This window comes from Blastocatellia bacterium, from assembly GCA_035573895.1.
Classification (GTDB): Bacteria; Acidobacteriota; Blastocatellia; order HR10; family HR10; genus DATLZR01.
Map to the genome: position 1 here is coordinate 1 of DATLZR010000090.1, position 13,295 is coordinate 13,295.

At 59.5% G+C, this 13,295-nt stretch carries 9 protein-coding genes; 2 read left to right on the forward strand and 7 right to left on the reverse strand.

Annotated elements, in window-relative coordinates:
* From VNM72_08870 to purF, 3 genes are all read right to left on the reverse strand, one after another.
* The coding region (locus VNM72_08870; GenBank protein HXF05515.1) for a protein kinase at positions 1-2,494 on the reverse strand (2,494 nt) is incomplete at its 3' end.
* Between the two features lie 376 nt (positions 2,495-2,870).
* On the reverse strand, positions 2,871-4,877 hold the full coding sequence (locus VNM72_08875) for an aconitase family protein (GenBank protein HXF05516.1): 2,007 nt from the start codon (positions 4,875-4,877) through the stop codon (positions 2,871-2,873).
* A gap of 134 nt (positions 4,878-5,011) precedes the next feature.
* The gene (purF, locus tag VNM72_08880) at positions 5,012-6,388 is read right to left on the reverse strand and encodes an amidophosphoribosyltransferase (GenBank protein HXF05517.1); all 1,377 of its coding nucleotides are present in this window, start codon (positions 6,386-6,388) and stop codon (positions 5,012-5,014) included.
* Positions 6,389-6,556: 168 nt separating this feature from the next.
* Between purF and cysK the strand changes: the two genes are divergently transcribed.
* Both cysK and VNM72_08890 read left to right on the forward strand, forming a co-directional pair.
* Positions 6,557-7,600 carry a cysteine synthase A gene (gene cysK / locus VNM72_08885; protein HXF05518.1) on the forward strand — a complete coding sequence of 348 codons (1,044 nt, stop codon included), beginning with the start codon at positions 6,557-6,559 and terminating at the stop codon, positions 7,598-7,600.
* Positions 7,601-8,392: 792 nt separating this feature from the next.
* Positions 8,393-8,692 carry a hypothetical protein gene (locus tag VNM72_08890; protein HXF05519.1) on the forward strand — a complete coding sequence of 100 codons (300 nt, stop codon included), beginning with the start codon at positions 8,393-8,395 and terminating at the stop codon, positions 8,690-8,692.
* A 274-nt stretch (positions 8,693-8,966) separates the two neighbouring features.
* On the opposite strand, the gene VNM72_08895 is transcribed toward VNM72_08890, so the two are convergent.
* From VNM72_08895 to VNM72_08910, 4 genes are all read right to left on the reverse strand, one after another.
* Positions 8,967-9,461 carry a hypothetical protein gene (locus tag VNM72_08895; protein ID HXF05520.1) on the reverse strand — a complete coding sequence of 165 codons (495 nt, stop codon included), beginning with the start codon at positions 9,459-9,461 and terminating at the stop codon, positions 8,967-8,969.
* Positions 9,462-9,512: 51 nt separating this feature from the next.
* Complete coding sequence (locus VNM72_08900; protein HXF05521.1) at positions 9,513-11,708, reverse strand: S9 family peptidase; 2,196 nt, start codon at positions 11,706-11,708, stop codon at positions 9,513-9,515.
* A gap of 65 nt (positions 11,709-11,773) precedes the next feature.
* Entirely contained in the window at positions 11,774-11,926 is a 153-nt protein-coding gene (locus VNM72_08905) for a hypothetical protein (protein ID HXF05522.1), read from the reverse strand.
* A gap of 236 nt (positions 11,927-12,162) precedes the next feature.
* A partial coding sequence (locus VNM72_08910) for a M20/M25/M40 family metallo-hydrolase (GenBank protein HXF05523.1) occupies positions 12,163-13,295 on the reverse strand: 1,133 nt, incomplete at its 5' end.

Sequence of the window (13,295 nt, forward strand, 5' to 3'; positions counted from 1 at the left end):
CCTGCTCCGCTGCCGTTGCGACATCAACGACCGAGACCTCCCACCACCTCTCACCGCTGCTGGAAAGCTCCTGGTCGCTCCGGACGTAGGCGATCTGCTGGCCATCGGGAGACCACCGAGGCGCGTAACACCGCTGACGAGTGTTGGAGATATGAGAGAGCTGCCGCTTCTGGCCATTGCTCACCACCACCGTCCAGAGATTGGATGCGCCGGAAACCGACGAGCAGTAGGCAATCTGCTGGCCGTCGGGAGACCAGGCGAAATCGGACCCGATGCGCCGATTGTAGGGCGTGACATAAAAACCGCTGAGGTTAATTCCCCCCTGCGTCACCGGACGCGGGTTGCCACCGACGGCGGGAACGAGCCAGATATCCACGGCTCCCGCCGAATGACGGAGAAACGCCACCTGCGTCCCATCGGGTGACCAGCGCGGATCAAATCCATCGGTCGCAATCTCAATTTGTTGCCCGGGACGGCGGAGCGACCGGATGATAATCTGCGATCGAGTCAGGTCCCCTCCCGCGCCCTGATCTTTCTTGGCCTGAAAGACAACGCTTTCGCCATCGGGAGAGACATGGGGCCAGAGTTCCAGGCCGACTTCCGTGGTGACCTGAGATTCATCGGGGCGATCAGCAGTCACCAGCCACAAGTCTGATTCCTCTTTCGATCCGTAAGTGAGAATCCGCGAGCCGTCACGGGATACATCGGAAACGAGACTATCGCCTTCGCCCAATGTCACCTGGAGGGGAGTGGAGGAGTTCACCGTCACCAGACACGTCTGAAACAAACCGTGACGGTAGGAGCTGTAAAGGATCCGTCGGCCATCTGGATGCCAGATGGGATTGCGATCTTCAGCCGCATCGTGAGTGATCTGAAGGGGATTCTGTCCGTTGAGGTCGGAGATCCAGAGATCGGATTGCCCGTTGCGTTGATCCACATAAACGATGCGATCCTCATCGGGCGAGAGACCGAATTCATGAGCCCGATCAGTGGAGGGATTGAAGGAAGTGATCTGGCGAACCTCTCGGTCAGCGAGCGAGAGGGCAAACAGGTTGAATCTCATCTCAAAATAGATGGCGTTGCTTTTAGCCGACCACAGTTTCAGATCGGGAACCAAACCGGGCGCCGGTCCGAGGACTTTCACCAACATCGGCGTTCCCCCCAGAGCCGGAATCGTCCAGATGCCCAGTTGGCCGCCACGATCGGACACAAAGGCGATGAATTGTCCATCGGGTGACCATATCGGATAGAGGTCTTGCCACGGGTCCGACGTGATCTGAATGGGCTCGCCCCCGCTGATCTGCTTGACCCAGATATCCCGATCTCCTCCTCGGGTCGAGGAAAAGACGATGAAGTTCCCATCGGGGGAGAACTTGGCGCGACTTTCAAACGCCGTCTCCCGCCGTTCGCCTTTCCAACTGACAAGCGTCACCCGTTCGAGCGACTGAAGATCAATCGCCGGTCTCTCCACTTGCCGGGAGCGATACCAGAGGATCCCACCCAGGGCGAGAAGCAGGCTCACCGCTGACACCGCCAGCCAGGACTGCCGAAAGCGACGGGTGCGGACGTCCGAATGGGTCCACTGAGTGATTCGCGTCATGCCGGAGAAGGCGCGGAGTCGGCTGAGGCTCAAGCCCTTTCGCTCGGCCAGAGCGATGAGCGCCTGCTTCATCTCGGCGGCCGATTGAAATCGGTCGTTGGGATCTTTGCGGAGAGCCTTCCTCACAATGCGTTCGAGTTCAATGTCTATGTCCGATCGCTGCTGGCTGAGCGGCGGAGGTTCATCGTGGAGAATGGCATGCAAGGTGTCAACCGTCGTGGCCCCTGCAAACGGGGTCTTCCCGGCGAGCATCTCGTAAAGCACAATGCCGAGAGAAAACAGATCGCTCCGTCCATCCACCGGTTCGCAGTGAATTTGCTCGGGCGACATGTAGCGCGCCGTGCCGATCACCATGCCCCCCGTCGTCAAATCCGACGTCTCGCTACCCCCTCCCTCTGAGGGGGAGAACGGGGGCAGTTGCTTCGCCAGCCCGAAATCGAGGACCACGGCCATCTCGCGCTCGTTGATGATGATGTTGGACGGCTTGATGTCTCGATGAATGATTCCCCGAGAGTGAGCCGCTTCTAACGCATCGGTGATGTCGAGAGCAAAACCGAGAGCCGTCTCCACCGGCAACGGACCGCGATCGAGAATCTCCTTGAGCGTGATTCCCTCGATATACTCCATGACGATGTAGGGGCGATTATCCTGCTCGTTCACCTCGTAGATGGTGCAGATATTCGGATGAGAGAGACTCGATGCAGTTTGAGCTTCCCGAAGAAATCGCTGCCGGGCCACCGGATCGCGCGCCAACGTGGATGAGAGAAACTTGATCGCTACCGTTCGTCCGAGTCGCAGATCAACGGCCTTGTAGACCTCGGCCATGCCGCCACGCCCGATGAACCCCGTGATTTGATAATGGGCGACCGTCGTCCCTGCTTCAAACTCCGACATGTTCCCGTGCGTACCCTCTCCGCGACCGACCTGCAATCAGAGTGCCTTCGACACTCTGACCCTTGCTCCCCCTTTGACAGGTTCCCGCTTCCGAGCAATGATGAAAAGCGGCCTAATCATACTCGAAGGGGAGCGATAATTCAAAGACGGAAGGGTCAGCGGTTCTTTTACGGGGGGAAAGCGTGAGTTTTCCCATCGGGGCAGTCACCGGTAGGCGATGCGCCTGCCGACACTCAGAGACGACACCTTCACACTGCCCGTTTCATCGAGCCAGGGATCGGTCTGAAGCCGATTCGTTATCGAGGCCAAAGAGTCCTCGGCGTTTGGAAACAGCAAGCTGGGCTCGGTGAACAATCCTTGGGATGCGGGCGCGCCGTCATTCCCTCTCGGGGAGATATTCGACGATCTTGCCCGCGAGAGCCGAGGCCGCCACCGTCAGCGGACTGGCCAGATAGAGCTGACCGGGGCCGCTGCGTCCGGGGAAGTTTCGATTCTGCGCGCTGATGGCGACTTCATCAGGACGCACGGTCGCTCCCGGACCGGCATTGATGCAGGCCCCGCAACTCGGTTCGATCACAATGGCTCCGGCCTTCTGGAAGATCTCCAGATAGCCGCGTTGCCGACAATACTCGCGCACGTCCTGCGACCCAAACTGAATGTAGAATCGCACATCGGGATGAACGCGCCGTCCGCGTTTCACCGCCTCGGCGAGAACGCGCGCGTACATGTCCATATCCTCTTTCTTCCCGGCGGTACACGAGCCGCCATAGGCGATGGTGATCTTCACCTCATGGCCGAGTTCGGAGACAAACAGACCGTTGCCCGGATCGCCGGGCAGCGCCACCATCGGTCGGAGTTGCGAAGCATCGAGTTCGATGACCTCGGCGTATTCGGCCTCCCGATCGCTTTCCAGTCCCTCGACGAGTCGTTCGGCTTCCGCTCGTGACAGGCCGCGCCGCTGCACGAGGAAATCAACGGTCTTTTGATCGGGAGCGACGATGCCGGTGAATCCTCCGATCTCCGCCGCCATGTTCGTCAGCGTGGCCCGTTCATCAATGTCAAGCGCCTCGACGGCCTCACCGGCATACTCGATGATCTTGCCGATGGCTTTCCCGCTCCGGACGTAATCGAGATGCAGGATGGCCAGGACGAAATCCTTCGCCGTCACGTTCTCCGGCTTGCGTCCGCGAATGACGATCTTGACCGATTCGGGGACGCGCACCCGGACATCCCGTGTGATCCAGGAGTTGAAGAGATCGGTCGTCCCGATGCCGAAGGCGATCGCGCCGATGGCTCCCGAATGGGGTGTGTGCGAGTCCGATCCCACGATGACCTGACCGGGCAGGGCATAGCGTTCGAGCACGATGCTATGACAGATGCCTTCGGAGCCTTTGCGGTCGGTGAGTTCGCCGTGATACCGAATTCCCTGTCGCCGGGCAAATGCTTCCTGCTTGAGCTTGAGCTGGAGGGCGAGATCAAGAAGTCCCATCGCCCGTCGCTCCGGCGGCATCACATCGTCGAGGAACGTCAGATGATCCCGGAACAGCAGGATGGACTGGGGATCGGCGACCGGTTGGTCCGGTCCGACATATTTTTCAAAGAAAATGGCGGCCATCGGAGTCACGTATTCGTGGCTGAATCGGAGATCGGCGCGAACGAATCCGGCATCGCCCGGTTTCACCGCTTGAACCCCGACTCGGTTCTCGGCCAGATCCACGACCAGGTGACGCGCCAGGATTTTCTCGCCGAGGGTCATCGGTCGCGGAGGCGTCGTGATCGGTGGAACGACGGCGCGCCCCTGGAGCCGCGCGACGTTGAAGGGAAAAAGTCCCCCGTATTCGATGATCTGTCGGGTGATTTCATCCTCTCCCTCGGTGAAAGCGCTCAGGGGAATCTCCCGACCGGAGCGAATCGAGGTGAGCAGATCGAAGTTAGTCGTCGTCAGCAGGCCGAGATTTTGACAGTTTTGTTTGTAGATTCGTTCAATATTTTCCGCCACCACGACGCGGATTCCCGCGCACATCTCGGCAAACGGCGATTGTTCCCGACTGCTCCCTTTCCCTCGCCGTTTGCCCGAAACGGAGGCGACGAAGCCGCCGCGCTTGACGTCTCCCCGCCCGATGGGGAGCTGGCCTCCCGCCTTCAGCCCCGTGTAGGGAAACTCGCCGAGCGTCTCATCGAAATAAAAACAGATGTGGGCCGGCGTGATTTCATCGGTGGAAATATCATCCCGGAGCTTGATCGAGGGATCCCACTGAAGATCTTCTCCTGCGAGTTGCCGTCGGATCAGGTCGGGATCTTCGGTCAAAAAGAGGATCCGCCCGCTCAGGCGAACGGTCTCGGGGCGTTTCGTCACAGTTCGATGCAGCAAACTCTCAATCATAGGAACTCCTTCACCGCCCGGTGCGATGCACGCCGGTGTCGGGCGGGTTTTCGAGTCCGCGACCGATCACGGATGAACGTGGATGGGGCATAGCGGTCACCTCTGCCCGTGCTCCTCCCCGGTGATCTTCCCCTTTAGAGGCTCGCATACGCTCGAGGCTCGTAGGCGGGATCAACGTCTGTCGGATAAGAACCGGTGTAACAGGCCGTGCAATAGCGCGTGTCCTCCGGATCACCGCAGGCTTCGAGCAGCGACCGGTAGCTGAGATAGCCGAGACTGTCGGCTCCGACGAACCGGCGAATCTCCTCGACCGACATTCGAGCGGCGATCAACTCTTCTTTTTTGGGCGTGTCAATGCCGTAGTAACAGGGCGAGAGCGTCGGAGGGCAACTGATGCGCAGATGAACTTCACGGGCACCGGCCGAGCGGACCATCTGAACGATTTCGCGACAGGTCGTTCCCCGCACAATCGAATCATCCACCAGAACGACGCGGCGTCCGTCGAGCAGCTCGCGGACGGGATTGAGCTTGACCTTCACCCACAGATTGCGGATCGTGGCGCGCGGTTCGATGAATGTTCGCCCGACATAGTGATTTCTGACGAGGCCGAAGACAAACGGGATGCCGGATTCGCTGGCATAGCCGATGGCCGCCGCGACGCCCGAATCGGGGACCGGAACGACGACGTCCGCCTCGGCGGGATGCTCGCGGGCCAGGAGCCGACCCAGTTGATACCGCGATTGGCTCACCGGCCGTCCAAAAATGATGCTATCGGGCCGGGAGAAGTAGACGTGCTCGAAGATGCATTGTGTCGGCCGCCGACGCGGGAAGGGGAAAAGGGACGTCATCCCCCCTTCATCAACGACGATCATTTCGCCCGGCTCGACATCGCGGATGAGCGTCGCGCCGATGAGATCGAAGGCACAACTTTCAGAGGCAAACACCACCGAGCCGTCGAGCTGTCCGAGAAGCAGCGGGCGAAACCCGTGAGGATCGCGCACGGCAATCAAACAGGAGGGCGTGGCAAAGAGCATCGAGTAGGCTCCATCGAGCGTCGTGAGGGCCTCGATGATGGCCTCAACCAGTTGAGGCTTGCGCGAGCGGGCAATCAGATGCAGCACGACTTCAGTATCGCTGGTGGATTGGAAGATGGCCCCCTCCTTTTGGAGCAGGCGCCGCAGCCGCAGTGCTCGTGGCATGTTCCCGTTGTGGCAAACGGCGATCTGGCCGGCGTGATACCCCACCAGCATCGGTTGCGCTTCCCGCAGGCTCACGTCGCCGGCCGTCGAGTAACGAACGTGACCGATGGCGCTTCGGCCGCTGAGTGAGGCGAACGTTTCTTCGGTGAAAATCTCACTCACATAACCCATGCCTCGCACGACCGTCATCTGCTGTCCGGTCGCGACGGCAATTCCCCCCGATTCCTGTCCTCGATGTTGAAGCGCGTAGAGCCCAAAATAGGTCAGCCGAGCAGCTTCCTCATGATTGTAGATGCCAAAGATGCCACACATTCGCTACGGATACCCTCACGTGATCGCACCGATCATTAGACCCACCTTTTATTACAACTCCCAGCAAATGTCAACGGTATTGTTTGGAGTCCTCCCCCCGTTTGTGCTTGCGCCGGGTGTATTCTCCGGCCATAATCCCCTCGCAATTCCGAGGGAGGAACAACGATCATGATTAAGTGGGATCGGAACCGAAAGTACGCTCGGACTATCCTGGAAGCTATCGGGCTGACGCCGCTTGTCCGGCTCAACCGGATCACGCAGGGCCGGCGGACGGAAATCTTCGTCAAACTGGAGTTTCTCAGCCCCACCAGTAGTTTGAAGGATCGGATTTATGCTTTCATGATCAGCCGGGCGGAGAAGCGCGGGGAGTTGCGACCGGGCATGACGATTTTGGAATGTTCCACCGGCAATGCCGGAATCTCCTGTGCGCTGGTGGCCGCCCTGAAGGGGTACCCCTGCATCATCGTAATGCCCGAAGGCATGAGCGAAGAACGAAAGAAAATGATTCGAGCGCTGGGAGCGGAATTGGTCTTTACGCCGGGAGGAGAATCCGATGTGGACCAGGCCCTCCAGAAACTCGACGAGATTCGCCGCCAGAATCCTGATCAGTTCTGGGTGCCGGGACAGTTTGACAATCCCGATAACATTGAAGCCCACTTCAAAACAACGGGACCGGAGATTTGGGAGCAGGTGGGAGGGCAACTTGATGCGTTTGTGGTGACGGTCGGAAGCGGCGGTTCCCTCACCGGCATCGGACGTTATCTCCGCCGCAAGAGTCACAAGATCAAAATCTACGCGGCTGAGCCGGCGGAGTGCCCTTTGCTGTCGCGTGGACAATGGGGAGTGCATCGCATCGAGGGGGTCAGCGATGGATTCATCCCGCGCGATCTCGACCTGAGCCTGCTCAACGGCGTCATCGTCATCAGTTCCCAGGACGCTGTTGACATGGCCCGGCGGCTCGCCCGCGAGGAAGGGATTTTCTGTGGCCTCTCGTCAGGGGCCAACGTCGCCGCAGCGGTGAAACTGGCGCAGCATCACCCGGAGATCAAACGCATCGTCACCCTCATCGCCGATACCGGCGAGCGCTATTTCTCGACCGAACTGTGGGGAACGCCCAAGAAACTGACATCACCGAAGCGGGAACGTTCGCTCGACGCCTATACCCGCGAACAACTGGAGATTTATCAGTCCACCTGGGAGATTATTCCATAGCATTGAGTCAGGGACATTTGATCGCTTCGCTTTGTGACGCAGGCTTTCCAGCCTGAGCATCTTTCGCAGACTGGAAAGTTTGCGCTACTTTGGCCTCGTTGTGGTGCCGGCGTTGTGGCATAGCTTTTTCAGCCAGCGCATGTTCCCGCAGACTCGAAAGTCTGCACCACTTTCGCCTTCCAGCCTGTCGCTTTTTCTCAATCAGTCGAATGAGCGATAGGCCCCGTTCAGCAATTGTTCTCGAAAAATGAGAGAAGCAATTAGCCCGCTCGTCTCTGTCAAGCATGTCCATAACGGGATTGGATAATTTGCGGTGTCCTGATGAGTGAGTCGGTGACCTTGAGTCAGATTTGTATTTGCTCATTGAAGCACAGGCGGTATGGCTTGTCGTCGCTGGTGAAAATCCCCGGGTGGATGTACAGGCGCTCTATCGGCCATTGCCGGAGTGTGTCCTGAATTAGTGAGGCGAAATTAGAGATCGTCCCTGAATGGGGGAGAGGTATGAGGGAGGAAGTAACTTGACGTGGACGGCCGGCGAACCTCCGGATTTTTGTGGACGAGAGCGCCCTGAAGCGAACTGCCTCCGCCACATGGCTTCCACGAGGACTGTCCATCGGCAGCTCAAAGAACGGACTGGAGGTGGCCTCCGGGTTGATCTCGGGCGGGCGTCTCTGAACCCACTTGCTGACCACCACGCGCTGCGCTCTCGATAAGGGCTTCAACGGGGGACGGTCCCTCCAAGCAAGGGGATCGCCGGTGGCGAAGAGTCACGTTGGCAGGGGAATACGGCTTATGATCTTGACCGATGGCGTGGGGAGTCGGCTGGCAGTGCAGCTGGAGAAGGCTTGCTTGCCGGAGGTCACGGGCTCGACCCGACGCGCGCCACTGGGCGCCTTCGCGCAGCTCGCAAGCGAGGCCAAGCTCCAGCCGGGGATCGGTGATGACAGCAACAGTGTCTGCGCCCTTGCGCGAGGGAGGCAACCGATTCTTGCCGCCCCGCTGCGCCAGCTCGGGCGCTACCCCCAATACTTTCGGAAGCGCCGACGGTGTGGACGCCGATGGATCAAGGAGCGCAACCAGTGGGGACGGTAGAATTTCCTCCCTCCGGTCATTGGCTCTGGACGATCGGCCCCCATCCTTGCTGCTTTGGTTGAGCCTGTGTCTCCATTACTTTGAAAAAAGATTTTGGGATGATTCCTGGCTTCTGCTGAGACGTCGGTGCTGCTTCGGATTCCCCGTGCGTGCTTGTCCAGGAGGTCGAGAGGCTGAGACGACAGCTTAAGCTCTCTGTCCTGGGGTCTGACGCCGGGTAGGATGTGACTGTTCTTGTCCATCGGCCGCGTACATTAATCAGCCGATGGTGCACTCAGTCAGGCTTCTCCCACCAGACCTCCAGTTCATAGCGATCGGAGCCGCTCTTTTTATCCTCGATGCGAATGGTGGCGGTGAAATTGTTCTCGCGTGTGGGCTGCTCGATCACCTCCACTGTCCCGCGACCTCGAATTTTGCGGACGGTGACCGTCACCGGTTCGGTCGGCAGCGGTCGCTCCAGGCGAAATCCCGTCTCCACGATGGGGAATCCTTCTTCGTGAACGACCCAGACCTGCCCGCGGCGAATGCGGAGCAAATCGCGACCGTCCACCCGACCCCACCAGCGCAGGTCGGGCCGGGGAGTCTCTGACGTTTCACCACTTCTCGGCTGATTCTGCGTGACCTCTACCGGCAACGCACCGCTGACGCGCCGGGAAAAGAGAAGACGGTCCGCCGCCCGTCCCCATCCTGAGGCATTGATCGAAAAGGACGAATGCAGTCCCAGGAGGAGAATCGCGCAGCAGCACAAACGATGTCCTCTTCGTCTCATCGCACTCGCTCCTTTCTCTCGAGGCCGGCCTTCTCCGAGTGAGATGCGGGCTCATCGTTCGGGCGTCTCGGTGAGAGTATCCAGCAGCATCTTCCAGTCAAACCAGCCTTCTTTGCCTTTGATCCATTTCTCGAACCAGTTGAATTCGGCGACCATTTTCACCATCTGGTAGCGGGGCTCGGTCAGACTGTGGGGCATGTTGGGATAGATGATGAACTCCGTGGGAACGCCGAGCTTTTTCAGCGCCATGTGCAGTTCCTCGCTTTGCGGGCGCGGCACGCGCGGGTCATCCGAACCGACGTGAATCAATGTCGGCGTCTTGGCCCGCGTGATATAGCGCAGGGGCGATACCGCCACATAGTGATCCCAGTTGGTGTAGGGCGTACCCTTGAAGTAAAACTCCCGCGGCACCTGAACATCCGTCTGAGCATACATCGAGATCCAGTTGACGGCGCCCGCCCCACTGGAAATCGCTTTGAAGCGATCGGTTGATACGAGCGTCCAGTTGGACCAGTGACCTCCGGCACTCCAGCCCATCATTCCCAATCGGTCGGGATCGGCGATGCCCTGAGCGATGAGGTAATCCACGCCGCTCATGATGTCCTCGTATCCCTGACGGAAATAATCCCCGGCGATTTCCATCTTGAACTTCTCGCCGTAGTTACTCGATCCGCGGTAATTGGGCTGGAAGACGGCATAGCCGTTGGCGGCGTAGATATGAACGTAGGTGCCGTAGCTGCCGGAAAAGGAGTTCATCACCGCAGCCGCCGGTCCACCGTGAATCTGAACGATCAGCGGGTATCGTTTCCCCCTCTCGTAACCGATGGGTTTGATGAGAATTCCTTCGACCATCGTCCCATCGGTGCTCTTCCAGCGGATCGTCTCGTACTGGCCGAGGGCGATCTCCCCGATCTGAGGATTGGCGTTGGTCAACCGCACCCACCGCGCACGAGATCCCACCGTCGCCAGCGTCGCGGCATAGAGATCCGGCGGGCTCTGCGGATCGGTGAAAGTGAGGATGAGTAACCCGCTATCATCATCGCGCGAGACCGATTGGACGACCCCCGCCTCTTTCGTCACAGCCGTGACGCGACCGGTCTCCAGCGAAATGGCATAGAGATTCATCGTGACGCCCACCCCTTCGGTGAAGTAGATCGTCCGACCGTCGTCGCTCCAGAAACTGATCGTCGTATCGCCATCGAAATCGGTGGCGATTTTCTTGACCGATCCTCCCGATACGGGCGTGACGTAAATCCGCTGGTTGCGCATGTAGGTGAATTCATCAGGGGCGACGAAAGCGAGGACGCGACTGTCGGGAGAGAAGCTGAGCATCGCTTCGCTCACGCGATTGTTCGTCACCCGAGTGACCTGGCCGCTGGCAATATCGAGAAGATAGACTTCTGCTTCTTCTCCGGTGGCATACCGATTCGTTGACGCGCCCCGAAAGGCGATCGTCCGATGATCTTTCGAGATGACGAAGGAGGCGACCGTATAGTCCTCTCCTGACGTGAGCCGCTTCTCTTGCTTCGACTCAATGGCGATGCTCCAGAGGTGAAGCGGGGGTCGCGGGGCATCAACGATCCGCACATCGAACTTCTTCTCCCGTCGTTCGCGGTCGAGCGGGTCCCTCCGGTCGGGAGAAGTGAAATAGATCGTCTGGCTGTCGGGGCTCCACTGCCAGGAGACGACACCGGTGGCATGTTTGGTCAAGGGGATGGGGCCTTCGGCATCAAACCGCGCCGGCAAAAGCCACAGTTGCCGCTCGTCCTCTCGGCCAGCGAGATAGGCCAGCCACTTCCCATCCCGACTGAACGCGAACGACACGACGCCCTCTTTCTCCTCGGTCACCCGTCGAGCTTCGCCGCCATCCGGCCTCAGGAAATAGATCTGATTGCGTCCGTCGCGGTCCGAAAGAAAGGCGAAGAACGATCCATCCCGCGCCCAGGCCGGAGAGGTCTCGTTTTTGTCCCTGGTGAAGGTCATCTGACGCGACGGCCCTCCAGATGTGGAAACGAGATAGAGATCGGTGAAGTTCTTCCCCGCCTTCCAATCGGGAACCGTCAGCACATAAACCATCGAGCGCCCATCAGGAGAGAGCGCATGCGCTCCGACCGATCGCATCGTGACAATGTCCATGAAGGTCATGGCCCGTTTGGTCGGTTGCGCCGTCTGCATGCAGATGACGACCGACGGCAGCAGCATGGCCGAAAGCAATCCCAGACAGCGAACGCGTGTTTGTTTCCTCATCTTCTTTCCCTCCCTCGGAAATACTCTGGAGCGCACGTCCCCGACCTGCGTCTTAGCACCGAAAGTCAGGCCCACTGGAAGCGGGCGCTCCCAGGTTTTTCAACCTTCGTGGTGTGCGTCGGCCCATGGGTGATTCCCTCGAAACAATCTCCCGGCGGATGGAGAGGTTCCAGCAGACCACTCATGAGTTCGCCCTTTCCATCCGTTGGCGAACGCATTTTCCCTCTTCGTGGCGTGCGCGAGGACATGGCCGATTTCTGCGGAGGCGTCGCCCCGTCTCTGCCGCCTGCTCGTGGACCGGATAGTATCGGTTTCGGGCGGCAGCGCTGGCGCCCGGGAAAAGCTCTTGCGCGGGCGGAGTCCCTTTTCGGCTTTGAGAGAGCGCAGACACCTCCTGCGAGAACCCACTGCTCCCGGCGCGGTCAGAAATGAGAGCCCGTCTCGCCCCCACCTTCTAGCTTTCCGCGAAGGCATAGAGAAAGGCCACGGCGGATTTTTCGCAGTCGCGGAGTCCCTCGACCTCAAAGTACTCGTTGGGCGCGTGCATGAGTCCACCGCGACCGAGACCGGAGATAACGACCGGCAGACCGAGTGGCGGTCCGTTGAATACCACTTGAGGAGCGGACGCTGGCCAGAGGGGAACCGCTCGAGGGGTCGTCCCCAGTTCGCGTAAGGCGCGAAGGGCCGCTTGAGCCACCGGCGTACGGACGGATGTCTTCGCCGCTCCATATCCGCTGAGCACCCGAAGTTGCACGTCCTCGTATCCGTGCCGGTCGAGCTGTCGCCGAACCTTCGTGACGATGTCAGAAACGGTCATCTCCGGCACCAGGCGAATATCTATTTTACACTGCGCTCGCGCCGGAATAATCGTTCTGGTTCCCGAACCAACGGAACCAGCGACCAATCCGGCAATATTGACGGAGGGAGAAAAAATCAACTCGCGGACGAAATTCTCCCGCTTCAGATCGGATCGAAAGCGAGTGATCCCGTACATGGCTCCGAGGGTCTCCGGACCGAAGACATCGCTGAGTTGGTTGAGAAGGAGCTGGTCGTCCTCATCCGGCGGTATCGCCCGGTCGTAGAATCCCTCGATGAGGATGCGTCCCTGAGCATCGCGCAGGCACTGAAGGGCTCCGATCAATCGCCAGGCGGGATTTTCCACCACCGGAGCCATACCCGAATGAACGTCGGCGGGTTGCCCTTCGACCACCAGTTCGAGAAACGCCATACCCTTGTAGCCGAGAACGACGCAGGGATGGCCGGGGGCGAGTTCTTTCGGCATGTGATAGTAGACGGCCTCCGCCGCCTTCAATTCCTCGGCGTGGCGCTCGATGAAAAGGGGCAGATGAGGGCTGCCGATTTCCTCTTCCCCTTCGATGAGGAAGAGGAGGTTGACCGGCACATCTGCGGCAACGGCGAGGATGGAGCGAACTCCCTGGAGAAAAGCCATGAGTGGTCCCTTGGTATTATGGGCTCCCCGGGCGATGAGTCGGCCTTCTCGAATCTCGGCAGCAAAAGGGGGTGCGATCCATGCATCCAGTGGCTCGACCGGTTGCACGTCATACATCCCGTAGACCAGGAGCGTCC

What these genes read in the sequence shown, in the direction of transcription:
- VNM72_08875 (HXF05516.1), bottom strand. Translation starts at nt 4,877, where the DNA reads ATGATTGAGAGTTTGCTGCATCGAACTGTGACGAAACGCCCCGAGACC.
- purF (HXF05517.1), bottom strand. Translation starts at nt 6,388, where the DNA reads ATGTGTGGCATCTTTGGCATCTACAATCATGAGGAAGCTGCTCGGCTG.
- cysK (HXF05518.1), top strand. Translation starts at nt 6,557, where the DNA reads ATGATTAAGTGGGATCGGAACCGAAAGTACGCTCGGACTATCCTGGAA.
- VNM72_08890 (HXF05519.1), top strand. Translation starts at nt 8,393, where the DNA reads ATGATCTTGACCGATGGCGTGGGGAGTCGGCTGGCAGTGCAGCTGGAG.
- VNM72_08895 (HXF05520.1), bottom strand. Translation starts at nt 9,461, where the DNA reads ATGAGACGAAGAGGACATCGTTTGTGCTGCTGCGCGATTCTCCTCCTG.
- VNM72_08900 (HXF05521.1), bottom strand. Translation starts at nt 11,708, where the DNA reads ATGAGGAAACAAACACGCGTTCGCTGTCTGGGATTGCTTTCGGCCATG.
- VNM72_08905 (HXF05522.1), bottom strand. Translation starts at nt 11,926, where the DNA reads ATGCGTTCGCCAACGGATGGAAAGGGCGAACTCATGAGTGGTCTGCTG.